This window comes from Mycetocola sp. CAN_C7 (assembly GCF_015752285.1).
In the GTDB taxonomy this organism is placed as follows: Bacteria; Actinomycetota; Actinomycetes; order Actinomycetales; family Microbacteriaceae; genus Mycetocola_A.
Genome location: NZ_JADOUY010000003.1, coordinates 399,277 through 421,505, shown reverse-complemented (window position 1 = coordinate 421,505; position 22,229 = coordinate 399,277). Strand labels below are relative to the sequence as shown.

The window sequence follows — 22,229 nt, the reverse complement described above, 5'->3', positions numbered from 1 at the left end:
CGGACAATGAATTTCGTCGAGGCCGTCGGCCTTCGAAAGACGTACACACCCAAAGGGGCAGACCCGGTCCACGCATTGGACGGGCTGGACCTCTCTGTGCCGCGCGGCACGATCACCGCTGTTCTCGGACCGAACGGAGCGGGGAAAACCACGGCAGTGAAAGTGCTCACCACGCTCATCACCCCCGAATCCGGCTCAGCATCGATCGGGGGCATCGACGTTCTGCGGCGCCCGGAGGCGGTCAGGCCGATCATCGGCGTCTCTGGCCAGTATGCGGCGGTCGACGAGAACCTCACCGGTTTCGAGAACCTCGACATGGTCGGCCGGCTCTATCACCTGGGGGCGAAAGCGTCGAGGGCCCGCGCACGGGAGCTGATCGAACTGTTCGACCTGTCCGAAGCGCAGAATCGGCCGGTGAAGGGATTCTCCGGCGGCATGCGGAGACGAATCGACCTCGCCGGAGCGCTCGTCACCCAACCCCAGGTGCTGTTCCTCGACGAGCCAACGACAGGACTCGACCCGCGAAGCCGCCTCGGCATGTGGGACATCATCCGGTCATTGGTCAGCGAAGGAACCACGGTGCTGCTGACGACCCAGTACCTGGAAGAAGCCGACCAGCTCGCCGACGACATCAATGTCATCGACGGGGGGAAGGTGATCGCTCGCGGGTCTGCGGATGAGTTGAAGGCATCCGTCGGCGGCCAGCGGGTCGAACTCAACCTCGTCACGCCGGACGATCGCGCGGCAACCGTCGAGGTCCTCCGCCAGTACGGCACGGCGGAGCCGGCCGTGTCGAACGATTCCCGGACAGTCACAGTCAGCGTGGCCAGCGGCCCGGAAGCCCTGCAACTCGTCCTGCGTGACCTCGAACAGCACGGCGTCGCACTCTTCGACGCCGGGATGCGGCGCCCGACCCTCGACGACGTGTTCCTCCGACTCACCGGTCACATTGCGACGAGCGAACCGGAAGTCGAAACGGCGAGGGAGAAGGCGACGTGACCTCCACCATCCCGAGGCCCGTCGAGGTCCGCGAGAGTCCTGGGCCTGTCGCGCGCTGGTTCAACGACGGCTGGATCACGACACGCAGGAATCTCATCAAGATCAAGCGAGTGCCGGACATCCTCGTCTTCACCACGCTCCAGCCGATCATGTTCGTGCTGCTGTTCACCTACGTCTACGCCGGTGTCATCGACATCCCGGGCAGCACGTACACCGAGTTCATCATGGCCGGGATCTTCGCCCAGACCGTGGTCTTCGGTTCGACCTACTCCGGCTCGGCGATGGCCCAGGACCTCAAGGACGGGATCATCGACCGGTTCAGGACCCTCCCGATGAGCCCATCCGCGGTGCTCATCGGCCGGACCAACGGAGACCTGCTCATCAACAGCATCTCCATGGCCGTGATGATGGCCACCGGCTTCATCGTGGGCTGGCGGGTGCGGTCGAGCCTCGCCGAGGCGATCGCCGGCGTGGCCCTCCTGCTGCTCTTCGCGTACGCGCTGTCGTGGGTGATGGCGTTCCTCGGCATGCTGGTGCGCTCCCCTGAGGTAATCAACAACGTGTCGTTCCTCGTCCTTTTCCCGCTCACCTTCATCTCCAACGCGTTCGTTCCGGCCGAGACCCTGCCCGGTCCACTCCGAGCCTTCGCCGAGTGGAATCCGGTCACCTCGCTCGTGCAGGCGGCGCGCGAGTTATTCGGCAATGTGCCCGCAGGAACCCCGGTCGGTGACAGCTGGGTCCAGCAGAACCCGGCGCTCGCCGTGCTGATCGGGGTGGTCGTGATTCTCGGGATCTTCGTGCCGTTGAGCATCCGCCGGTTCTCGCAGGTCACGTCGCGCTGACGGTTCCTCGCCCATCCGGCCGCACCCCCCGAAGGGGTGTCGACAAAATTAGCGAAAACTTGAGCTTTGCTGCTGCCTAATCCTGATCATCGGCGACCAGAATCGAACCAGCGGCAACCCGAATACCGCTCACGGGCAGATACCCGGTGGACAACTCAGGACTGGTGAACGCGGTGAACTCCCCCCTAGACACCCCGCTCCCTCCTGACGACACCGGGTATCTGCCCCTTCTCGATCACTCCGCCCTCGACGCACTGCTCTTCTCACTGGACTCCGATCAGGATGCCGTCGACGGGTTCGTGGCCACGTTCGTCGCCCACTGGCCCGAGCGGCTGCACCGGGCAGAGGCGAGCGTCGCTGCCCGCGATCGCGCCGCGATCTACGACTGTGCCCTGAGCATCAAGGTCGCCGCTCAGATGATCGGCGCCGTCAGGCTGAGCGCCTGTGGTGGCCAGCTCGAATCACTGGTCCGCGCGGGTCGCATCGATGAGGCGCCGTGCATCGTCGACGCCTTGAGACAGATCGGCACCGAGACGGTCGACGTTCTGATGGCAGGCAGCCGCAGCCGCTCAACGGAGCACGCGGCCTGAGTACGCCGGCGTCAGTCGCGCACGGGCGAGAGCCGGTAGCCGACGCCGCGGACCGTCTCGATCCAGCGCGGATGCTTCGGGTCGTCAGAGAGCTTGCGTCGCAGGTTCGCGAAATGGACCTCGATGGATCGCTCCTCCGACTCGCTGACGAAGTCGTTCGCGACGTAAACCTCGTCGCGGAGTTCGCGGACGAGGTCCGCCTTCGACCGCACGCGCCGTTTGCTGTTCAGCAGTGACCGCAGGAGGTCGAACTCGGTGCGGGTGAGGTCGAGCTCGGCGCCCTGGAGCTCGACGGTGCGGGTGTCCGCATTCAGGAGCAGCCCGTTGTGCACGTAGACGAGTTCATCGACGTCGGCGGTGATCACGGCGGTTGCCGGGGCTGACACCGACGCGGCAGCCTGCGCGACCGGCGCGGTCACCGGAGCAACGGCATCCGGGACCGCGAGCGGGCTGGTGCGCGGCCGACGGAGCATGGCCTCGATCCTCGCGCGGAGCTCGCGCGGACGGAACGGCTTGATCACATAGTCGTCGGCCCCGGATTCGAGCCCGAAGAGAAGATCGGCCTCGTCTGACTGGGCAGTGAGCATGACGATGTAGCAGTCGGTGAAGAGCCGCAGCCTGCGCGCGACCTCGAGGCCGTCGATGTCGATGAGCCCGATGTCGAGGGTGACGATCGTCGGCTTGATGGTCCGAACGAGTTCGACACCCTCGGTGCCGCTCGCCGTCGAGGTGACCTCGAATCCGGCCTGGCGCAGGACGGTCTCGACGAGTCCACGGATGTCGGCGTCATCTTCAATGACCACAGCGGTGCGGCGTACGTCCTCAGCCATATCGTGCGGTTCCCCCCGGAAATGCGGCGCACTCCACCGAGCGCTGTCAGGTTCGATGGGTTCGAACCCCTGCCACTCTAGTCGTGCTCTCCTGCTTCAACACGACGGTTACGCCCCCCAATGAGGAGCAGACCCAAACAGGTGACGACGGCGGCCACGATCAGCGCATCACGGACGGATGCTCCGGTGCTGGCCAGACCGTCCGTCGAAGCCGGGATCTCCATATCTGCAGCGATGACGACGAGACCCAGGTCGAGGGACTGCAGCTGGGTTCCGTTGCCCGAGCTGAACGGCAGTTCGAATGTGACATCGATCGGTACGCTCGCTGCGGAGCTTCTGCCGAGGTCGAAGACAGCATCCGTGTGCTTGAGGTCTGCTGCCGAGGAGGTGACCTCGATGCCGTTGCCTGCGACGGTGATGAGAACATCGCGCTCGACGGCGGTCGGGCCGGACGTACGCTGCTCGTCGCCGTCTCCGAGCGTGATCATGAGACTGGACTCACCGCCACCGGTGCGGTGAGCAACGACGGTGGTGTGAACGATGTCGCCGGGAACCATGGTCCAGTCGCTGAAGAGGGTCCCGATCGGCGATCCGTCTGCACGGGTGAGCGACAGCGTCCGATCGGTATCGCTGTCGATCGGATCTGCGGCCGCGCTCGACGCACCGGAGAAGGCGATCACCGCAGCGACGGCGACACCGACGGAGGCCTTTCCGAGCCGGGAGATGCGGCGGAGGAGATGTGCGGTCACTTGACGAACACCTCCACCTCGAGGTCGGCCGGCGGTGTGCCCGTTCCCCACCATTCGAGAACGACGTACTGGATCAGGGTTCCTGTCGTGTCACGAAGAAGTGCGTCGTTGGTGTTCGAGCCCTTCGGCGCGATCACGGTGGGCGTCACGGTCGGAACGGAGTCGACCGTGACGGTCCGCGGGACCGTCTGAGATCGGTACTGACGCAGGTCGGTGTTTGCCGGGCAGGCCGTGCCGGTTGCATCGGTCCACGCGGACCATGCGCTCCAGTCGGTGTACCAGAACCAGATCCGTTCCCGGGTCTGGGAGCTGCACTGCAACTGCGTGGTTGTCGTCGTGGTCGACGGCCAGGTGCCAGCGCCCGAGTAATACTTCTCCGCCAGGTAGGTGGTCGAGTTCTGGAAGACGGCGTTGGATGCCGCTGCGGTGTCGACGCCCGAGAAGACGTTGTTGTAGTTCGTGACCCCTGCCCCGCCGTCGACGTGACAGGTCTTGCTCGCGCATGCAGGGTCGTTCGTGAAGTCGGCGTTCTTCGTGCGCCCGTTGGTGAGCATCCAGCTGTAGCGCATCGTCACCGGGTCGGCGTTCGCGCCGGACTGTCCGCCGAGATTGTTGATCCCGCGGTGCGCGTCACGCACTTCGGTGCCCGGCCGGGTCGTCGTGGTCGTTGCGCCGTTGATCGCGAGGTTGGCCCCAGCGTTCAGGCGCGCTTGCGCGAACGAGACTGAGGTGGGAGCCACGTCCCAGACCCACGCACTCGCTGCGGTGGCGGTATAGCTCCCGCGCCAGGCGGTGAGCTTGATCGACTGGGTCGAACTCATGCCGGGGGTGCAGCTCCAGAGCCGCACGCCGAGCTGGTTGTCGACTCCACCGACCTGGGCGGGCAGCGGCTCCACCGGGTCGAAGCTCCCGTCGTTGACGACCGGGAGCACGAGCATCCGGACAGTGGTCTTCGCGGCACCGGTGTCGGTGGTGCTCTCGGGGGCCTGGATCTCGGTGAAGTCGCTGAGCGAGTAGACATTGCCCGATACGGAGGGGTTCGGTACCGAGCACCAGCTGCCCATCCCCGCCGATGTCGTGGCCGAGCCACTCGCGGTGAGGGAGGCTGCGGTGGTCGACGCAGGGAGCCCGACGGCGATCATCGCCGTCACAGCGAGCGCCGCGAGGACGGCGACGGACGGCATCCGGAACTGGATTCTCATGGCTTCTCCTCTGCCCGGGGGACCTGGGAGAGTGTGGCGTTCGCGGTGAAATCGGCGAACGGGTTGAGCACGGTGGTCGTCCCGCGGGTGCCGCGCAGGACTCGGGAAACGTCGACGCCGTTCTTGACGGCGGGGATCGACAGGTCGAGCACGACCGTGCAGGACTGGCCGGCCTTGACGGTCTGACCTGTGGTGGTCGAGAAGGTCCAGGTCAGGGCACCTGAGACGACAACGGGGGCCGGGTTCACGGTGCAAGCACCCGTCGAGGTGGCAGTCGCCGTGAGGTAGCCCGCCGTGTAGACGGCTGCCCAGGCAGATTTGGGCGAGGCGGCGACGGTTCCCGAAATGTAGCCCTGAACACCGTTGCCGGCTCCGCCGGTCATGGCAAAGGTGAGTTTCTGACCGCGGGTTCCCGGGATGATTCCTGAGCTGGAGGTGGCGACCGTCGAACTCAGCGAGCCGAGAGCGTATGCCGATGACGTCACCGAAGCATCCAGCGAGATTGCACTGGCCGAATCGATGAGCTGTGCCGGCTGAGCCACCTGGTCGTTCCAGAGAGCGAACGAGACCGGGCCGCCGAGAAGGGAGGCAGCCGCGACGAGTGCGACGCACGCGAAGAGCACGGGCTTGGTGAGAAAGGTCGGGCGTTCGTGCCGGGGCTCTGTTGTCGTCACGGGTCTAACCGGCGGCGATCTGCGTCAGCGTGTATGTGGCCGCGAGGGAGACTTTTCCGCCCATGGCGTCGTTGTACTGGCCGGCAGTTCCCCAAGGGAATGCCACCTCGAGAACAACCGGGACGGTGCCGTTGGCGATCTGCGCCGGGGTGAGGGTGAGGGCTGCCGGTGACGTTGCGGTCGCGCCGTTGATCTGCTTCACGGTGATCGACATCGCGTTGCTGAGCGCGACGTCTGCCGCGGCGGAGGCGACCGTCGGGTTCTTGGTCGGGGTGACCGCGAAGCGCGCCTTCAGGTTCTGGCCGACGAGAGTGACGGGAACGTTCACCGTTGCGGTGACGACGTCGCCGGGGACGAGAGGGCCGCCGGCGTACGCGACGCTCGGGGTGGAGGAAGTGCAGGTCGGTGCGCACTGCTTGATCGTGGCGTTGGCGAAGGTCATCTGGCTGCTGGTGCCGAGGTCGAGGGACCCGGACTGGATCTGCTGCGTCGCGCTGGTTGATGAGTCCGACCAGAAGGCGAGGGATCCGGCGCCGCCCAGGAGAAGGATGGAGCCGAGGACTGCTGCGACGGAGAGGCCGAGAAGAGTGCGGATTGGCTTCTTCATGGTGACTCCTTCCGTGCGGTCCTTGTGATGCGGTGCGGGTGGTGCGGGTGGTGCGGCTTGCAGGAAAAAGGGCCCTGCCGTGTCGGGTACACGACAGGGCCCGTGGGATCAGCTCGGGGACTGATCCCGCCTCCGCTGCAAGGTGGAGCTTTTCTAGCTGTTGGCGATCTGCTTGAGCTCGTAGGCCAGCGAGATTGCCGAGAGTGCAGTGTCGATCGAGGTGTTGTCCACCGCGGTGCCGAAGGGGAAGTCGACGGTCACGGTGACCTTGACGTTGCCGCCGGTGGATGCTGCCGCGAGGGTCGTCGGGGTGAATTCCTTGACGATCGGGGTGGAGCTGGAGGTGACGGTGGTCGCGGCGTCAGTGGCGATGGCAACCTTGACGGTGACCTTGCTGGAGAGCGTGCCTGCCGGGACGGACGGGGTGACCTTGAGTTCTGACTTCAGGTTCTGGCCGACGAGCTCGGCGGGAACGAGGAACTCAGCCTTGAGCTGGTCGCCCGGGACGACCTTTCCGGTGAGCGGCTGGTCGACTATCGTTGTGCCGTTCGATACCTTCCAGGTGCCGGCGGTGACGGTTGCGCCGAGGTCGAGCTTGCCTGCGTTGACGATCTGGGTCGAGCTGGCGGCGGTGTCGGACCAGTAGGCGAGGGTGCCGGCTCCACCGAGGAGCAGTGCTGCACCGACGGCTGCTGCGACGGCTGCTGCTGTGGTCTTCTTCATGCTGAACTTCTTCATGGGATTCTCCTTCTGTGGCCTGGCAGCGGAGGAGCTACTCAGTGGCTGGGATGTTCTTGCCTTGCGCTTCGAACAACACTGATATTTCCCAACCCGGGTCAAGAAAAAGCCCGGAGATCCGCAAGGTTCCAAGAATTCTCGGCTTGCCGCACAAGGTTCGCTCAAGATTTCCGCAGTACTGGCAGATGTGGTCGTGAGTGTGCGATTTCCGGCCGTCGAAATGACATCCGATCCGTGACATTCGACCTCTCCCCTCTCGCCGATCAGCGGCGTACGATGTGCCGCGTGGGGCCTGAACTCTAAGGAGGGAACCGCGATGAAGCGTTCCTTGGCATTGTTGATCAGCATTCTTCTCGGCGCCGTCTTTCTGGTGTCGACCGGGCCTGCTGCGACCGCAGCTCCGTATTGCGGCATCACCTGGGGATCGCTCGCGGACACCCAGCGGATCGGATCGGTGAACGCGACCCTCACCGGTGTTCGGGCCGGACAGCATCCGTGTTTCGACCGCCTGGTTCTCGATGTGAGGGGCGACATCCGTGGCTTCGATGTTCGCTATGTCAGTGTCGTACGGCAGGACGGGTCAGGAACCCCGGTGCCGTTGCGAGGAGCAGCCGACCTGCAGGTCGTCGCTCTTGTTCCCAACTACAACTCAGCAGGGCAGGTGTATACGCCGGCCAACCCGCGGGAGCTTGTCGGGCTGAGCGGGTTCTCCACGTTCCGCCAGGTGGCATACGCCGGGAGCTTCGAGGGGCAGACGACGTTGGGCCTTGGAGTACGAGCACGACTCCCGTTCCGGACCTTCATCCTCGATGGGCCGGGCACGGGTAGCAGACTCGTCATCGACGTCGCTCATCGGTGGTGATGTGCTGTGGAGGGATCGCGGGAAAATCGATCCTTCCACAGACAAACGCACGAAAGACTTTGCCCAGACGACCAAAAACCTTCGAAGAAATGTCGGTGGCCTGGTGTCTACGTGAACCATGGAAGGCACAGGCGCTGAGTCCACAGACGACACGGGCATCCCGACCACCCTCGGCGACGAGTCCCCACTGTTCAGCACCGCTGCGCTGATCGCCGACATCTCGGGAGCTCTCCTCGGCGCGGTCACGCAGATCGACCGGCTTCATGCTCGGCAGTCCGCATGGAAGGCCGAGTTCATCGATCAGGCGCGGCGCATCGCGCTGATGACGGAAGACGCCGTCGTGACCGTTGGTACGAACTTCTCGCCTGCCCAGCGGCACGATCTCGCGCGGCGCGGTCCAGACACTCCCCCGCTCATCGAAGCGGATCCGCCGCCGTTCTAACTGGCGGGTCGGCCATCCTTTTCGGTGCCGGCGACGTCGGTTTCCTCGGAGACATCGATTTCCTCGGAGACATCGGCTTCCGTGTCATCGTGAGCGACAGCATCCGTGTCGGTGCGGCGCTTCGTACCCCGCACCGCTGTGACGACAAGGGTGACGACGGCATACCCGATGAGGGCGACTCCGAAGCCCTGCGCAAGCCAGGTCCGGGTGTCGCTCGTCACTCCATTGGTGACGTAGCCGATCACCGGCAACCAGTACCAGGCTTTGCCGCGCACCTGCTCTTCGCGGACCGGCTCCGTATCCGGTAACGGGTTCGCATCACCCTGGGTCTCGAGCCGCACTCCGTCGGAGGTGACATTGACCGCGATCACCCGGTGCGTGACGACCTCGGGTTCTCCGGAAGCGATCTGATACGTGATCACATCACCGACGCGGATGTCGGCGAAATCGATCGGCTTCACGACCACGGTCGTGCCTGGGGGCATGCTCGGCCGCATCGACCCGGTCAAGACGGTGTACGGCGTCGAGCCGGTCAGCCTCGGCACGAGAACGAATCCGATGATGAGGGCACCGCACACGATCAGAACGACCCAGCTGACGACTTTGACCAGGGCGGCGACGACCTGTCTGACAGACGCCCGCCGCTTCACCGGCAGACCGCGACGGCCGTGCTTCCTGGCAGCATCCGTGCCAGGAGTTGCAGCTTCAGGATCGACGGCACCCTCACCGGGCTCGACCACGACTCAGTCGATCAGGTCGTGGCGGACGACGATCGCGTCCCGTCCTGGTCCGACCCCGATCGCAGAGATCCGCGACCCGCTCATGCCCTCGAGCGCAATCACGTAGTCCTGGGCGTTCTTCGGAAGCTCTTCGAAGGTACGGCAGCCGGAGATGTCCTGCTTCCAGCCCGGGAATTCCTCGTAGATCGGCGTCGCGTGGTGGAAGTCCGACTGCGAGACCGGGATCTCGTCGTATCGAACACCGTCGACCTCGTAGGCGACACAGACCGGGATCGTCTCGAGCTCGTCGAGGATGTCGAGCTTGGTCAGAACGAAGTCGGTCACCCCGTTGATGCGCGCCGCATACCGTGCGATCGGGGCGTCATACCAGCCGACCCGACGCGGGCGACCCGTGGTCGTGCCGAACTCGAAACCACGCGACCGCAGGTGATCACCCGATGCATCGAACAGTTCGGTGGGGAACGGCCCGGCACCGACGCGTGTCGTGTACGCCTTCACGATCGCAATGACGCGGTCGATCCGATTCGGTGCGATACCCGAACCCGTCGCCGCTCCGCCCGAGGTCGCATTCGACGACGTGACGAACGGGTACGTTCCGTGGTCGACGTCGAGCATCGTCGCCTGTCCACCTTCGAACAACACGATTTCGTCGCGCTCGAGCGCTTCGTGCAGTTCCAGTGCGGTGTCGGCGACCATCGGCCGCAGTCTGTCCGTGTATGAGAGCAGGTCCTCGACGATCTCATCGGCAGAGATGGCCCTGCGGTTGTAGATCTTCAGCAGCATGTGGTTCTTGACGTCGAGCGCGCCCTCGACCTTCTGCCGCAGGATGTTCTCGTCGAACAGGTCCTGGATGCGGATGCCGACCCGGTTGATCTTGTCGGCGTACGCCGGACCGATTCCTCGCCCCGTCGTTCCGATCTGACGCTTGCCGAGGAACCGCTCGGTCACCTTGTCGAGCGTGCGGTGGTACTGCGTGATGACGTGAGCGTTCGCAGACACCTTCAGCCGTGAGACATCGACACCGCGCGCGGTGAGCGCCTCGAGTTCGTGGAACAGTACCTCGAGGTCGATGACGACGCCGTTCGAGATCACCGGGGTGACCCCGGGGGTCAGGATGCCGGAGGGCAGCAGGTGCAACGCGTACTTCTCGTTGCCGACGACGACGGTGTGCCCGGCGTTGTTGCCGCCGTTGAACTTGACGACGTAGTCGATCCGGCTGCCGAGCAGGTCGGTGGCCTTCCCCTTGCCCTCATCGCCCCATTGGGCGCCGACGATCACGATTGCTGGCATGGCGGATGCTCCTTCATTGGCTGGGAAAAAATCGTTACGCGGTCGGGCCGCGGGCCGGTGAGCCTAGTCCTGTCCTCGAATGAAGAAGACTTCAGTCGAGGGTGGCGGCTCGAGCGGCAGGCTCTCGGTTTCGATCCGGGCGGGAGCGGTTTCGTCTGCGTCACGGAGGAACTCGGTGAGCCGGGCGACTTCGTCGACCTCGCCGATGGCATCCGCCGCGTTGCGCAGGGCGTAAAGCGCCCGAAGGAACCCCTGGTTCGGTTCATGCGACCACGGGATCGGTCCCTGTCCCCGCCACCCGGCCTTACGCAGTGCGTCGAGGCCACGGTGGTATCCGACTCGCGCGTAGGCGTATGCCGTCACCGGATGGGAGAGGTCGACGGTCGCTTCGGCCAGCCGGGCCCACGCCAGCGACGAGGTCGGATGAGCCGCGGCGACCGCGGCGATGTCATCCACCGTCGTTGAGCGGTCAAGGGCGTCGACGACCTCCGGCTCAGCCGGAAGGCGCGTCTCGGGCACACCAAGCAGGTTGTCTCCAGTCACCCGACCAGCCTACCGCGTCACCTCGCGCGCGGCGGGGCAGCCGCGCGGCAGGTGGCGCGCGGAGGCGGGCTAGATCGAGACGCCGCGGGCGCGGAGGAACGGCGCCGGGTTGGTGTGGTTGCCGTTGACGTATATTTTCAGGTCGAGGTGGCAGCCGGTGGCTACACCGGTTTTACCCACGTTGGCGATGAGTGAACCGGCGCTGACCCAGCTGCCCGCGCGCACCTTGAATGCGCTGAGGTGACCGTAGATCGACTTGATTCCGCCGCCGTGGTTGATGATCACGCGGTTGCCGAAGCCGCCGGAGTAACTGGCGAACTCGACGGTGCCGCCGGCGACGGCACGGATGCCCTTGCCACACGGGTTGGCGAAGTCGATGCCGCTGTGGAACGAGTTGGAGCAACCGGAGCCGGCGCAGATGATCGGTCGAGGGCCGTACCAGGAACTGATGTAACCGGGTAGCGGACGCCACCAGCCCTGCGATGACGGGTGGAAGTAGGTGCCTGTCGCGCCGGCGTTCGATCCACCGCCACCGCCACCGCCTCCGCCGCCGCCTCCGCCTCCGCCTGAGGCTGCTGCCGCTGCGGCAGCAGCAGCCGCAGCAGCGCGCTCACGGGCGATGCGTTCTTCTTCGGCCTTCTTGGCCGCGGCGACACCGGCCGCGTAACCGGCCTCGACAGTGTTGGTCTTGCCTTCGAGGTACGACAGTTGACCGAGGAGGGTCTCTTCGTGTTCCTGCTGTTCGGCGACTGCGGCAGCGGCGGCGGCGGCAGCGGTCTCCGCAGCTGCGAGCTTGTCCTCAGACGCAGCACGGGCTTCTTCGAGCACTGTGGCGGCGACGACGGCCTGCTCGCTCAGCGAGGTGACCTGGTTTGCATCCTGCTCCGCATCGGCGAGGAGCTGAGACGACAGACCGGTGAGTTTGTCGATAGCGCCGAGCTTGTAGAGGGTGTCATCGGCGTTCTGCGAGTCGACGAGAAGGCTGGCGGTGACGTCGAAGCTGCTCGTTCGCCCCATGCGGGCGAACATCGATCCGGCCTGCTTGGCGGAGGCGTCGGCTGTCGACTGGGCTTCGTCGAGCCGGGTCTTCAAATCTGCCGACTTCTGTTCGGCTTCCTGCGCGACGATGAGAGCATCCTGATATTCGGACGCGGCGACGGCCGCGGCTTCCTCTGCAGCGGCGGAGGCGTCTGCGAGTTGCTGGATCAGTTGCTTGACCTGATCGATCTGCGCTTTCTTGGCCGACTCGCTGGCGCGCGCGTTCTGAACGTCGTCCCAACTCGGGTAGCTCGTTGCGGCTGTGGCCGGCGCGGCGATGGCGCCCGCTGCCAGCACAACGGCCAGGGTGACGGCCGCAATCAGGGAACGAAAACGCAAACGCATACTTTCATCGTTGCAGAAAAAGAGTGTTCTGTCTGGAGGGTGAGGGCGAGTCGCATAGACCCAAAGCGGGTGCCACCCGGCACCCGCTTTGGGTCTGAGGGACTAGAAAAGGTCCTTGTCAGCGAGCCAATCCGTGGCCAGAGCCTCGGGTGAGGCCTTCTCGTCGCCCTGGTTGCGAGAGTTGAGTTCGATGAGATCCTCGGTCGTCAGCTCGGCCGAAACGGTGTTGAGGACGTCTCTGACCGTGTCAGATGCCTTGTCGGAGTTGATCAGGGGCAGAACGTTCTGCGGGAGGATCATGTTCTCGGGATCCTCGAGCGTGACGAAGCCGTTGTCCTTGATCGACGGGGTGGTCGAGAAGATGTCGGCGATGTTCACGGTGCCGTCGAGCAGCGCACCGGTGGTGAGCGGTCCGCCCGAGTCACTGATCGGCACGAAGCTGATGTTTGCTGCGTCGACGCCGTAGACATCGGTCAGGCCCTGCGGGCCGTACGGGCGCTCGTTGAGCTCCGGGTTACCGCCGACGATGAGCGGCACGTCGAGGTCGGCCAGGTCGGCGAGACTGGTCACGCCGTTCTCTTCGCTGAACTCCTGTGTGACGTTGTAGCTGTCTTTGTCTTCAGCCGGCGACTGGTCGAGGACCTCGAAGCCCTCCGGCAGCGCGTCGGGAAGGGCAGCGAAGACCTCGTCACTGGACTTGGCTTCCGATTCCTCGTCGAAGAACTGCAGCAGGTTGCCGCTGTAGTCGGGGATCAGGTCGATCGAGCCATCTTCCAGGGCCTGGATGTAGACGTCGCGCTGGCCGATCTGCCCGGCGAACTCGACCGTCACACCGTTGGCTTCGAGTGCCTGTGCGTAGATTTCAGCGATGATCTCGGACTCGGCGAAGCCGGCCGATCCGACGGTGATGGTCTCGCTGCTGCCAGACGCCTCGTCTGCCGGCTCGAGTGGGTCGCCTGATCCGCAGGCGGCGAGCGAGAGGACTGCTCCCGCTGCAATGATTCCTGCGGCGAAACGGCCGCGTCGTGAAGTGAACATCGATCTTCCTTACTGTGTGGGGGTGTGCTGCTTCGCCATCTGCCCGCTGGTGCCCGTTGGTGCGACAGGGACGCGGGTGGATTTCCGAGAGGTTCGGAGTGGAGCAGCCGTACGGATTGCCCGGACGCCTGCTGGGACGGTGAGTCGTTGGATGAGAATGAGGATGCCTTCGAGAACGAGCGCGAGGAGGGTCACGAGGAGTGCTCCGACGAGCACCTTCGTGTAGTCCCTCACCGGGAGTGCATCGATGATGTACCTGCCAAGCCCTCCCAGCGAGATGTACGCGGCAACGGTCGCTGTTGCGACAACCTGCAGGACCGCCGAACGTATTCCCCCGATGATGAGAGGAAGCGCAAGTGGCACCTCCACCTTCCAGAGAATCTGCCACTCGGTCATCCCCATCGACCGTGCAGCGTCAACGGTTCGCGGATCGACCGACTCGATGCCGGAGTAAGCCCCGGCCAGCAGCGGCGGGATGGCCAGCACGACGAGAACGATCACGGTCGGAATGAGTGCGAGCCGGATGCCGAAACCGAACGCGATGGCGAGATAGGTCAGAAGGCCGAGCGTCGGAAGAGCCCGCAGGGCTCCCGTCGCGCCGATCGAGATGCCGCGCCAGCGCCCGGTGTGACCGATGTACAGGCCGAGAGTCACCGCGATGAGAACGGCGATGAGAACGGTGAGACCGGTGTAGCCCAGGTGCTCGGCCACGCGGGTCGGGATGCCGTCTGGTCCGCTCCAGTGGGCGGGGTCGGCGATCCAGGCGAAAGCCTCGAGGAACGCGTTCATGCGGCCACCGCCTTGGTTCGCGCCGACCTGGCGTCACGTCTCGCTGCGGCGTCGACGCGCGCCCAGGGCAGCAGCATCCGGCCGATGAGCACGAGAAGTGCGTCGAAGACGACGGCGATGAGCACGGTGCCGACGATTCCGGTGAGGATCTCGGTCGGAAAATTGCGCTGATAGCCGTCGGTGAACAGGTAACCAAGCCCGGACATACCTACCAGGGCGCCCAGGGTGACAAGGCTCACCGTGCTCGTCGATACCACCCTCAGCCCGGCGAGCAGCACGGGGCCGGCGAGGGGCAGTTCGACCTGCCAGAACCGACGCCAGCCGCCGAACCCGACCGCGGTTGCGGACTGCGCGACATCTTTCGACACCGCGTCGAAGGCATCCGTCGCCGTGCGCACCATCAGTGCGATGGCGTAGATGGTCAGGGTGACGATGAGGTTGGCCGGGTTGAGGATCTGTGTGCCGAGCACGGTGGGCATGGCAACGATCAGGGCGAGCGACGGGATCGTGTAGAGCAGGCCGCAGACCGTGAGCAGGATGCCGCGAGAGAGGCTGTACCTGTGCGCCAGCCAGCCGATCGGCACAGCCAGAACGAAGCCGCCGATGATCGGAAGGATGCTCAGCAGGATGTGGTCGACGGTGAGTCCCCAGATCTGCTCGAGGTTCGCCAGAACCCAGGTCATGTAAGGGTGCCTTCGGACAGGACGCCGGCGAGACGGCCGGTTCCGTCGACGACGACCTGGCGGCCGGAGACCTCTTCGATCCGCAGGGCGCGGCGTCCCCGGTCCGCACCGATGAATGTGTTGACGAAGTCGTCTGCGGGGTTGGCGAGGATCTCGGCAGGCGATCCGACCTGTGCGACCTGGCCACCCTTTTTCAGGATGACCACCTGGTCGCCGAGGAGAAAGGCTTCGTCGATGTCGTGGGTGACGAAGACGATCGTCTTGGCCAGGTCTTTCTGGATCCGCAGGAGTTCCTGCTGGAGTTCGCTGCGTACGAGTGGATCGACTGCGCCGAAGGGCTCGTCCATGAGCAGGATGTTGGGGTCGATGGCGAGTCCGCGTGCGACACCGACGCGCTGCTGCTGGCCGCCGGACAACTGAGAGGGATACCGCTCGGCGAGCGACCGATCCAAACCGACGGTGTCCATCAGAGTGAGAGCGCCCTCGCGGGCCGCAGCACGCTTGGTACCGGAGAGGAGCGGGACGGTGGCGATGTTGTCCGCAACAGTCCGGTGCGGCAGCAAGCCCGAGTTCTGCATGACGTAACCGATGCTCCGGCGGAGTTTCACGGGCTCAAGGGTCGCGATGTCATCGTCGTCGATGTGGATGCTGCCGCTCGATGGGTCGACCATTCGATTGATCATCCGGAGCAGGGTCGTCTTGCCTGAACCGCTCGAGCCGACGAGAACGGTGGTGGTGCGCGACGGAATCGTCAGGCTGAAGTCATCAACGGCGAGCGTGCCGTCTGGGAATCGTTTGGATACCGAATCGAACCTGATCATGTCGAACGTCCCCCTGGGGTCGAGGCCGGTCGGGAGGCCACACCTGGCTTCAGCGTAGACAACCCCACCGGCACTGCGCCAGATCGGGTGTTCGCATTGTCACGCCGGCGTCTGCTGGTGTAGGGCGACGTGCCAGCTTCCTCCCCCGTAAAGGTAAGTCGTCGTCATCCGCATCTCGACGGTGTCATCACCCCGCGTGGTGACCGCCCGGTAGGCGACGACGCCGGCCCGGTCGCCGAGCCGGACGATAGCCGGCTCGTGAATCTCGTATGAGTCCCACGGCGTGACACCGGCGAACGAGGCGGAGACCTCGTTCCGCCCGAGGACGGCACCATCGACGATCATGAGGGCGTCGCGGGTCATGGCTCGCGTGAAATGGTCGCCGCCGTGACCGGCGAGGATGGCCTTCCAACCGGCGTGTTCCTCCCGGAGAAGGATGGCGGGCAGATCGTCGGTGATCTCAGTCATGGCATCACGCTACCCCCTCTGCTGTCGCTCAGCCGCCTGCCGGAGGAAAGCTGACGTGCTGCAGAACCCACGCGTGCATGGTGACGGCCGCCGCCGCAGATGCGTTGATCGACCGCGTCGATCCGAACTGGCTGATCTCGAGGACGGCATCAGACGCGGCGAGCGCCTCGGCCGAAAGGCCAGGGCCTTCCTGACCGAACAGCATGAGGCAGCGTTCGGGCAGGGAGAATGTCTCGATCAGCACAGATCCCGGCACGTTGTCGATGCCGAGGACAGGAAGGGTCTCCCCGTGCGCCCACTCGACGAGAGCCGCCACATCCTCGTGGTGGACGACGTGCTGGTAGCGATCGGTGACCATCGCTCCGCGCTTGTTCCACCGGCGGCGGCCAACGATGTGCACCGTGTCGGCACCGAAGGCATTGGCCGTGCGCACGATCGACCCGATGTTCATGTCGTGCTGCCAGTTCTCGATCGCGACGTGGAACGGATGCCGATGTTCGTCGAGGTCGGCGACGATCGCGTCGAGCTTCCAGTACCGGTAGCGGTCGATGACGTTGCGGGTGTCTCCGTGGATCAGCAGATCCGGGTCGAAGTACTCGTCTTCCGGCCAGTCGCCCTGCCAGGGACCGACGCCGTGGGTCGAACGCTCGTGGCTGGGATTCGATGGAAGGTCTGGCACGTTCCCACCCTAACCGCGCTGCTGATCAGGCAACCCACCCGGCCTTTCTACCTCCGGTTCTTTTCGGCGAACCGAAATCTGGCTAAGGTTTCGGTATGCCGAAATCTCCGGCGGCTCTCGCCGATCCGCAAACGCACCCTCTCCCCCGCCCTCCGCGGCTGCTGTGGCTGCTCGGTCCGGCCCTTGTAGCGGGAGTCGCTTACCTCGACCCGGGCAACGTCGCCAGCAACATGACCGCAGGCGCCCAGTACGGCTACCTGCTCGTCTGGGTGGTCGTCGCCGGAAACACCATGGCGTGGCTCATCCAGTATCTGTCGGCGAAACTCGGAATCGTCACAGGCAAGAGTCTTCCGCAAATCCTCGGCGAACGGCTGCGCTCACGCCGCGTGCGCCTCGCGTACTGGGTCCAGGCGGAACTCGTCGCGATGGCCACAGACCTGGCCGAGGTGATCGGCGGTGCCGTAGCGCTCAACCTGCTTTTCGACCTGCCGCTTCTCGTCGGGGGCCTCATCACCGGCTCGGTGTCGATGGTGATGCTCGCCGTCCAGTCCAGACGCGGTCCACGGGCATTCGAGTTCGTCATCATGAGCCTGCTCGTCATCATCGCTGTCGGGTTCAGTGTCGGGGTCTTTCTCGCACCCCCGGATGCCAGCGGTGTCGCCTCCGGTCTCATCCCGCGGTTCGAAGACGCGAACTCTGTCCTGCTCGCCGCGTCGATCCTCGGGGCGACGATCATGCCGCACGCCATCTACGCCCACTCAGCACTCAGTCGGGATCGGTTCGCGGTCAGGGCGGCCGGCCTCACGACGCAGCGGCTCCTCACCGTGACCCGCTGGGACGTCTCCATCGCCATGGTGATCGCCGGAAGCGTGAACCTCGCCATCCTCCTCCTCGCGGCAGCCAACCTCGCCGGGGTGCCGGGCACCGACAGTCTCGAGGGAGCCCATCAGGCGCTGGAGACATCACTCGGCGTCGTGGTCGCCACCCTCTTCGCCGTCGGCCTCCTGGCATCCGGTCTCGCGTCGACCTCGGTCGGCGCCTACGCGGGCGCGGAGATCATGCAGGGTCTGCTCCATATCCGCATCCCGCTCCTCACTCGCCGGGTCATCTCGCTTATCCCGGCGCTCGCCATTCTCGGGCTCGGTTTCGACCCCACGACGTCACTCGTTCTCAGCCAGGTTGTTCTGTCGTTCGGCATCCCGTTCGCGCTCATCCCGCTCGTCGTGCTCACCGCGCGCTCGAGTGTCCTCGGGAGCTTCGCCAACCGGTGGCAGACCACCGCGGCGGGCGTCATCGCGTCGATCCTTCTCGTCACGTTGAACGGCGTGCTCCTCGTTCTCGTGTTCACCGGTGCAGCCTGACCCTCCCGATAGTCTGGACAACCCATGAAGCAGTCGAAGCCGGTGGTCGAGGACTACCTCAAGTGCATCTATGCCCACACCGAATGGCAGTCGGATGCGATCACGCCCTCAGCGCTCGCAAGCCGGCTGGGTCTCGCGCCGTCGACCGTCACCGAGATGGTGAAGAAACTCGCCGCAGCTGGCCTCGTCACCCACGTGCGCTACGGGGCCATCACCCTCACCGAGGCCGGTGTCTCTGCTGCCGTCGCCGTGGTGCGGCGCCACCGACTGGTCGAGACCTGGCTCGTGCGCGAGATGGGTTACAGCTGGGACGCCGTTCACGACGAAGCCGAAGTCCTCGAACACGCGATCAGCGACCGACTGCTGGCGAGTATCGACGAGCGTCTCGGCTTTCCTGACCGCGACCCGCACGGCGATCCGATTCCTGCCGCAGACGGATCGGTGCGTCGCGAGAAGGCCGTCCTCCTCGCGGACGCAGACGCCGGGCATGTCGGCTCGATCGTCCGCATCAGCGATCGTGACCCGTCCCTGCTGCGCGAGCTCGAAGCATCCGGGATCGATGTCGGCACGACCGTCGCGTTGAACGGGGACGGTCTCACCGTCGGCTCGAAACGGATTTCGCTTGCCGCCCCGGCTCGAACCGCAATCTGGCTCAGCGCCTGAGAGACGGGCCGTCCCCCTAAACTGGCCGTGAGCGAAGGAGTTGCTTCATGACAAGACGCGATGAAGTTGAATGCTGGCTGACCGACATGGACGGGGTTCTCGTCCACGAGAACCGGCCGCTCCCCGGTGCAGCAGACCTGCTTCAGCAGTGGCGCGACCAGGGCAAGCCCTACCTCGTGCTCACGAACAACTCGATCTTCACTCCCCGTGATCTCAGTGCACGACTGCGGTCTTCGGGGCTGGACGTACCCGAGGAGTTCATCTGGACCTCCGCGCTCGCAACAGCCGCGTTCCTCAAGGACCAGATGCCCGGCGGTTCGGCCTTCGTCATCGGCGAGGCCGGCATCACCACCGCACTGCACGAGGCCGGTTTCATCATGACCGAGACGGCACCGGACTACGTCGTCGTCGGCGAAACACGCAACTACTCGTTCGAGGCGATCACGAAGGCGATCCGGCTCATCAACAAGGGCGCACGATTCATTGCCACGAACCCGGATGCCACCGGCCCGAGTTCCGACGGGCCCATGCCGGCAACAGGCGCGATCGCCGCGCTGATCACGAAGGCAACCGGTAAGGAACCGTACATCGTCGGCAAGCCCAACCCGATGATGTTCCGTTCGGCACTCAACAAGATCGGCGCGCACTCCGAGAACACCGGCATGATCGGTGACCGGATGGACACCGATGTCGTCGCAGGAATCGAGGCGGGGCTGCACACCATCCTCGTGCTGACCGGCATCAGCGACGAAGCCGAGATCAACAAGTACCCGTTCCGGCCGTCGGAGATCCTCGGCGGTGTCGTCGACCTTCTCGAGCACCACCCGATCGAGTCCGAGGTCGTCTGAGTCTTCTGCGGTGTCCGCCCTCGCGGGTCTGTTCAGTCCGTTCGGGTCGGATCCGGATGTCCGCTAGCCCTGCGCCACAGCGAGCGAACCGGTCAGAGGTTCACCACTCGACCTGCTGACGAAACAGTAATAGGTGCGTTCGCCAGCTGCCCACTGCTCCTCGGAAACCGGGTACGTGCCCTGGACCTGCAGGTCTGAGTACTGGCCCGCAGCGTCTGCATCGAGCACTCCGGGTGCGCTGCACCACAGGTTGATCTGCGCGAGAATCGCGTCCTCACCCGGGTAGGTCGCCTCCGGATCAGTGTTGACCGGTGCCGAGAACACCATCTGGGCGGGGTGCGCCGCTGCGCAATCCACGACCGTGAAGGTCTCGGCCCACGGGGTCGAATACGGATCGAGGCACTCGCCGCCGGCGAGGGCGGTCCATTTCTGTTCGCCGAGCGCAGCCGGTCCTGTCGGGGGCGCAACCGTCGGAGTCGGGGTGGCCGATGCCGTCGGCGGCGGCGTCTCAGACGCGGTCGGGGTCGGTGCGGCGAGCAGGGCGGGGAGCCGGGAACCAAGGAAGAAGAGTCCGCCGAGAATGAGGACCGCGACGAGTGCGAGTGCCCCGAGAACGAGGGCGCGGGGAGGCTTCCTCCTGCCGGGACCGTTCCCCTCCTGAGCAGGCGATGTCGACGGCTTCGGCGGTTGCGCCGCTCTCGGCGCTTTCGCCTGCTTCACCGGGGTGACCCGGCTGTCCGGTACCGCGTCGATGACGATGGGTTGCGCTTCCGGACGTTCGGCCTGCCGGCGTGCACGGCGGCGCGACGGGGCGGACTCGCCGGAGTCAGCATCGGCCACAGATCCGTCCTGCGACGCGGATGCGGCTGCAACGGTCGGGAGCACCGCGGTCGGTTCGGCGGCACCCTCGGTGTCCGGCTGCCCGGTCTCAAGCGGCACCGGTGCCGGCTGCTTTCGCGCCGGGGATTCCACCGGCGGCTGCTCGCCGCCCGTTGCCCGGTGAACGACCGGATCGAGTTCGTCATTCGGGGTCAGCGCCCAGCTGAACGGCGCAGTTTCCTCGTCGTTCTCGTCGCTGTCGTTCTCGTCATCGTCCGTTCCGCCAGACGCGACCGGTTCAGACGCGACCGGTTCAGGCACGACCGGTTCAGGCACGACCGGTTCAGGCGCGACCGGTTCAGACGCGACCGGTTGGGACGCGACCGGTTCAGGGACCACGGATGCAGCCGAAACCGGTTCCGGCGTTTCCACGATGTGCTCGCGAGCCGATCGTGGTTTGAAGAGAGGCGGATCTGCGGCCGGAATCAGTCCGGTCTCAGGCTCATCTGCCGGGGTCTCAGCGCCGAGGCTCCAACCTTGGTCGTCGGCGCTGCCGTCGACGTCATCACGACCGTCGTCGTCACTGTGACGGTCACCGTCGACGGAGGAAGGTTCAAAGTTCCTGCGCCGAGTCGAGAACAGGCCGGGCTCGGTGCCGTCAGAGCTGGATCGCGCGGTCCACCCGGGCTCGGGTAACACCACGTCGTCGTCGTCCGTCTGGTCTGGACGCGGGTCCGGATTCACCAGGCCATCGGCAGCGACGAGTTTTTCGCGCCACCAGGCCAGAACGGGATTGTCGCCGGCTTTGGCCGGCCGGTCGTCGCCCGATTCCGCGGCCGCGCGACGCGGGATGTCGATCTCCCCGGTCTGTTCCCGGTCGAGCTCCGAGAGCAGCCAGTCGGCCCCGACGACTTCTCCCTCGCCGGTCGGCGGATCGGTGGGGTTCTCGTCGTCCTGCCCCGGACGGCGGGTATCGTCTGACACTATTCGAGCCCCAGGTCGGAGAGACCGATTGCAGCGAAGTAAGGGTACCCGGCCGCTTCGATGATCTCGCGGGCACCGGTGTTGCGGTCGACGACGACGGCGACTCCGGCGATCTCGGCCCCGACCTTTTTCAGCGCCTCGATGGCGGCGAGCGGCGAACCTCCGGTGGTCGACGTGTCTTCGAGCACGATCACGCGCTTGCCCGCGAGCTCGGGGCCCTCGACCTGCTTGCCCCTGCCGTGATCCTTGGGTTCCTTACGCACGACGAACGCGTCGTATGCGAGTCCACGCACTGCACCCTGGTGGAGCACGGCGGCTGCGACGGGGTCCGCCCCCATCGTCATACCGCCGACAGCGACGACGTCTGGCACGCCGGCAATGAGGTCGAGCATCACCTGGCCGATCAGCGGTGCGACACGGTGATCGAGACTGACCCGGCGGAGGTCGACGTAGTAGGTCGCCTTCTTTCCGCTGGTCAGGGTGAAGTCCCCGTGGAACACGGCATCTGCCGCGATGTATTCGATGAGTTGCTTGCGAGCGTCGGTCACGCAGGCAAGTTTAGCGAGGACTCGCCGAACGGGCGTT

Annotated in this window: 26 protein-coding genes; 8 read left to right on the top strand and 18 right to left on the bottom strand. The window is 65.4% G+C overall.

Features of this window, described 5'->3' with window-relative positions:
- Nucleotides 1-6 precede the first annotated feature (6 nt).
- From IWX78_RS08730 to IWX78_RS08720, 3 genes are all read left to right on the top strand, one after another.
- On the top strand, nt 7-999 hold the full coding sequence (locus IWX78_RS08730) for an ATP-binding cassette domain-containing protein (protein ID WP_196833132.1): 993 nt from the start codon (nt 7-9) through the stop codon (nt 997-999).
- Complete coding sequence (locus IWX78_RS08725) at nt 996-1,841, top strand: ABC transporter permease (RefSeq protein ID WP_196833131.1); 846 nt, start codon at nt 996-998, stop codon at nt 1,839-1,841. Before IWX78_RS08730 ends, IWX78_RS08725 begins: the two co-directional genes overlap by 4 nt.
- A 173-nt stretch (nt 1,842-2,014) precedes the next feature.
- The gene (locus IWX78_RS08720) at nt 2,015-2,431 is read left to right on the top strand and encodes an Hpt domain-containing protein (RefSeq protein WP_196833130.1); all 417 of its coding nucleotides are present in this window, start codon (nt 2,015-2,017) and stop codon (nt 2,429-2,431) included.
- Nucleotides 2,432-2,442: 11 nt separating this feature from the next.
- On the opposite strand, the gene IWX78_RS08715 is transcribed toward IWX78_RS08720, so the two are convergent.
- From IWX78_RS08715 to IWX78_RS08690, 6 genes are all read right to left on the bottom strand, one after another.
- Complete coding sequence (locus tag IWX78_RS08715; RefSeq protein WP_196833129.1) at nt 2,443-3,261, bottom strand: response regulator transcription factor; 819 nt, start codon at nt 3,259-3,261, stop codon at nt 2,443-2,445.
- A gap of 77 nt (nt 3,262-3,338) precedes the next feature.
- Nucleotides 3,339-4,010 (bottom strand): hypothetical protein, encoded by a 672-nt coding sequence (locus IWX78_RS08710; protein ID WP_196833128.1) that lies wholly within the window; start codon nt 4,008-4,010, stop codon nt 3,339-3,341.
- Nucleotides 4,007-5,212 carry a hypothetical protein gene (locus tag IWX78_RS08705; protein WP_196833127.1) on the bottom strand — a complete coding sequence of 402 codons (1,206 nt, stop codon included), beginning with the start codon at nt 5,210-5,212 and terminating at the stop codon, nt 4,007-4,009. The genes IWX78_RS08710 and IWX78_RS08705 overlap by 4 nt, the downstream gene beginning before the upstream one ends.
- Nucleotides 5,209-5,886, bottom strand: coding sequence for a hypothetical protein (locus IWX78_RS08700; protein WP_196833126.1), 678 nt, complete (start codon nt 5,884-5,886; stop codon nt 5,209-5,211). Before IWX78_RS08700 ends, IWX78_RS08705 begins: the two co-directional genes overlap by 4 nt.
- A gap of 4 nt (nt 5,887-5,890) precedes the next feature.
- Nucleotides 5,891-6,493 (bottom strand): alternate-type signal peptide domain-containing protein, encoded by a 603-nt coding sequence (locus IWX78_RS08695; RefSeq protein ID WP_196833125.1) that lies wholly within the window; start codon nt 6,491-6,493, stop codon nt 5,891-5,893.
- A gap of 153 nt (nt 6,494-6,646) precedes the next feature.
- Nucleotides 6,647-7,231, bottom strand: coding sequence for an alternate-type signal peptide domain-containing protein (locus IWX78_RS08690; RefSeq protein WP_196833124.1), 585 nt, complete (start codon nt 7,229-7,231; stop codon nt 6,647-6,649).
- Between the two features lie 316 nt (nt 7,232-7,547).
- Here IWX78_RS08690 and IWX78_RS08685 point away from each other — a divergent pair, with 316 nt between their 5' ends.
- Both IWX78_RS08685 and IWX78_RS08680 read left to right on the top strand, forming a co-directional pair.
- Entirely contained in the window at nt 7,548-8,093 is a 546-nt protein-coding gene (locus tag IWX78_RS08685) for an AMIN-like domain-containing (lipo)protein (RefSeq protein ID WP_196833123.1), read from the top strand.
- A 118-nt stretch (nt 8,094-8,211) separates the two neighbouring features.
- Nucleotides 8,212-8,535, top strand: coding sequence for a hypothetical protein (locus IWX78_RS08680; RefSeq protein ID WP_196833122.1), 324 nt, complete (start codon nt 8,212-8,214; stop codon nt 8,533-8,535).
- Here IWX78_RS08680 and IWX78_RS08675 read toward each other — a convergent pair.
- The 10 genes from IWX78_RS08675 to IWX78_RS08630 form a co-directional block, all read right to left on the bottom strand.
- Nucleotides 8,532-9,275: a signal peptidase I gene (locus tag IWX78_RS08675; protein WP_196833121.1), complete on the bottom strand. Its 744-nt coding sequence runs from the start codon at nt 9,273-9,275 to the stop codon at nt 8,532-8,534. The genes IWX78_RS08680 and IWX78_RS08675 overlap by 4 nt on opposite strands.
- 3 nt (nt 9,276-9,278) lie before the next feature.
- On the bottom strand, nt 9,279-10,565 hold the full coding sequence (locus IWX78_RS08670; protein WP_196833120.1) for an adenylosuccinate synthase: 1,287 nt from the start codon (nt 10,563-10,565) through the stop codon (nt 9,279-9,281).
- A gap of 63 nt (nt 10,566-10,628) precedes the next feature.
- Nucleotides 10,629-11,108, bottom strand: coding sequence for a DUF3151 domain-containing protein (locus tag IWX78_RS08665; RefSeq protein ID WP_196833119.1), 480 nt, complete (start codon nt 11,106-11,108; stop codon nt 10,629-10,631).
- Between the two features lie 69 nt (nt 11,109-11,177).
- Nucleotides 11,178-12,485, bottom strand: a complete 1,308-nt coding sequence (locus IWX78_RS08660; protein WP_196833118.1) for a peptidoglycan DD-metalloendopeptidase family protein — start codon at nt 12,483-12,485, stop codon at nt 11,178-11,180.
- Between the two features lie 108 nt (nt 12,486-12,593).
- Nucleotides 12,594-13,529 (bottom strand): ABC transporter substrate-binding protein, encoded by a 936-nt coding sequence (locus tag IWX78_RS08655; RefSeq protein ID WP_196833117.1) that lies wholly within the window; start codon nt 13,527-13,529, stop codon nt 12,594-12,596.
- Nucleotides 13,530-13,538: 9 nt separating this feature from the next.
- On the bottom strand, nt 13,539-14,318 hold the full coding sequence (locus IWX78_RS08650; RefSeq protein ID WP_196833116.1) for an ABC transporter permease: 780 nt from the start codon (nt 14,316-14,318) through the stop codon (nt 13,539-13,541).
- The gene (locus IWX78_RS08645; RefSeq protein ID WP_196833115.1) at nt 14,315-15,001 is read right to left on the bottom strand and encodes an ABC transporter permease; all 687 of its coding nucleotides are present in this window, start codon (nt 14,999-15,001) and stop codon (nt 14,315-14,317) included. Before IWX78_RS08645 ends, IWX78_RS08650 begins: the two co-directional genes overlap by 4 nt.
- Nucleotides 14,998-15,822: an ABC transporter ATP-binding protein gene (locus IWX78_RS08640; RefSeq protein WP_196833114.1), complete on the bottom strand. Its 825-nt coding sequence runs from the start codon at nt 15,820-15,822 to the stop codon at nt 14,998-15,000. Before IWX78_RS08640 ends, IWX78_RS08645 begins: the two co-directional genes overlap by 4 nt.
- 99 nt (nt 15,823-15,921) lie before the next feature.
- Entirely contained in the window at nt 15,922-16,290 is a 369-nt protein-coding gene (locus IWX78_RS08635) for a DUF4440 domain-containing protein (RefSeq protein ID WP_196833113.1), read from the bottom strand.
- 28 nt (nt 16,291-16,318) lie between these two features.
- Complete coding sequence (locus IWX78_RS08630; protein ID WP_196833112.1) at nt 16,319-16,969, bottom strand: TrmH family RNA methyltransferase; 651 nt, start codon at nt 16,967-16,969, stop codon at nt 16,319-16,321.
- Between the two features lie 95 nt (nt 16,970-17,064).
- Here IWX78_RS08630 and IWX78_RS08625 point away from each other — a divergent pair, with 95 nt between their 5' ends.
- Genes IWX78_RS08625 through IWX78_RS08615 form a run of 3 tightly spaced genes read left to right on the top strand, consistent with a single transcriptional unit; the run spans nt 17,065 to nt 19,841 of the window.
- A complete protein-coding gene (locus IWX78_RS08625; protein WP_196833111.1) occupies nt 17,065-18,330 on the top strand; it encodes an Nramp family divalent metal transporter in 1,266 nt (421 codons plus the stop codon).
- Between the two features lie 24 nt (nt 18,331-18,354).
- A complete protein-coding gene (locus IWX78_RS08620) occupies nt 18,355-18,993 on the top strand; it encodes a metal-dependent transcriptional regulator (RefSeq protein ID WP_196833110.1) in 639 nt (212 codons plus the stop codon).
- 47 nt (nt 18,994-19,040) lie between these two features.
- A complete protein-coding gene (locus IWX78_RS08615; protein WP_196833109.1) occupies nt 19,041-19,841 on the top strand; it encodes an HAD-IIA family hydrolase in 801 nt (266 codons plus the stop codon).
- 63 nt (nt 19,842-19,904) lie between these two features.
- Here the strand turns inward: IWX78_RS08615 and IWX78_RS08610 are convergent, their stop codons facing one another.
- Both IWX78_RS08610 and pyrE read right to left on the bottom strand, forming a co-directional pair.
- Nucleotides 19,905-21,644, bottom strand: a complete 1,740-nt coding sequence (locus tag IWX78_RS08610; RefSeq protein ID WP_196833108.1) for a septum formation family protein — start codon at nt 21,642-21,644, stop codon at nt 19,905-19,907.
- Complete coding sequence (gene pyrE, locus IWX78_RS08605) at nt 21,644-22,192, bottom strand: orotate phosphoribosyltransferase (protein ID WP_196833107.1); 549 nt, start codon at nt 22,190-22,192, stop codon at nt 21,644-21,646. The genes IWX78_RS08610 and pyrE overlap by 1 nt, the downstream gene beginning before the upstream one ends.
- Nucleotides 22,193-22,229 lie beyond the last annotated feature (37 nt).

Bases quoted from the DNA above. Each gene is read 5' to 3' on its own strand.
- IWX78_RS08655 (WP_196833117.1), bottom strand. From the start codon at position 13,529: ATGTTCACTTCACGACGCGGCCGTTTCGCCGCAGGAATCATTGCAGCG.
- IWX78_RS08705 (WP_196833127.1), bottom strand. From the start codon at position 5,212: ATGAGAATCCAGTTCCGGATGCCGTCCGTCGCCGTCCTCGCGGCGCTC.
- IWX78_RS08685 (WP_196833123.1), top strand. From the start codon at position 7,548: ATGAAGCGTTCCTTGGCATTGTTGATCAGCATTCTTCTCGGCGCCGTC.
- IWX78_RS08635 (WP_196833113.1), bottom strand. From the start codon at position 16,290: ATGACTGAGATCACCGACGATCTGCCCGCCATCCTTCTCCGGGAGGAA.
- IWX78_RS08650 (WP_196833116.1), bottom strand. From the start codon at position 14,318: ATGAACGCGTTCCTCGAGGCTTTCGCCTGGATCGCCGACCCCGCCCAC.
- IWX78_RS08670 (WP_196833120.1), bottom strand. From the start codon at position 10,565: ATGCCAGCAATCGTGATCGTCGGCGCCCAATGGGGCGATGAGGGCAAG.
- IWX78_RS08620 (WP_196833110.1), top strand. From the start codon at position 18,355: ATGAAGCAGTCGAAGCCGGTGGTCGAGGACTACCTCAAGTGCATCTAT.
- IWX78_RS08625 (WP_196833111.1), top strand. From the start codon at position 17,065: ATGCCGAAATCTCCGGCGGCTCTCGCCGATCCGCAAACGCACCCTCTC.
- IWX78_RS08695 (WP_196833125.1), bottom strand. From the start codon at position 6,493: ATGAAGAAGCCAATCCGCACTCTTCTCGGCCTCTCCGTCGCAGCAGTC.
- IWX78_RS08645 (WP_196833115.1), bottom strand. From the start codon at position 15,001: ATGACCTGGGTTCTGGCGAACCTCGAGCAGATCTGGGGACTCACCGTC.
- IWX78_RS08680 (WP_196833122.1), top strand. From the start codon at position 8,212: ATGGAAGGCACAGGCGCTGAGTCCACAGACGACACGGGCATCCCGACC.
- IWX78_RS08615 (WP_196833109.1), top strand. From the start codon at position 19,041: ATGACAAGACGCGATGAAGTTGAATGCTGGCTGACCGACATGGACGGG.
- IWX78_RS08715 (WP_196833129.1), bottom strand. From the start codon at position 3,261: ATGGCTGAGGACGTACGCCGCACCGCTGTGGTCATTGAAGATGACGCC.
- IWX78_RS08640 (WP_196833114.1), bottom strand. From the start codon at position 15,822: ATGATCAGGTTCGATTCGGTATCCAAACGATTCCCAGACGGCACGCTC.
- IWX78_RS08730 (WP_196833132.1), top strand. From the start codon at position 7: ATGAATTTCGTCGAGGCCGTCGGCCTTCGAAAGACGTACACACCCAAA.
- IWX78_RS08690 (WP_196833124.1), bottom strand. From the start codon at position 7,231: ATGAAGAAGTTCAGCATGAAGAAGACCACAGCAGCAGCCGTCGCAGCA.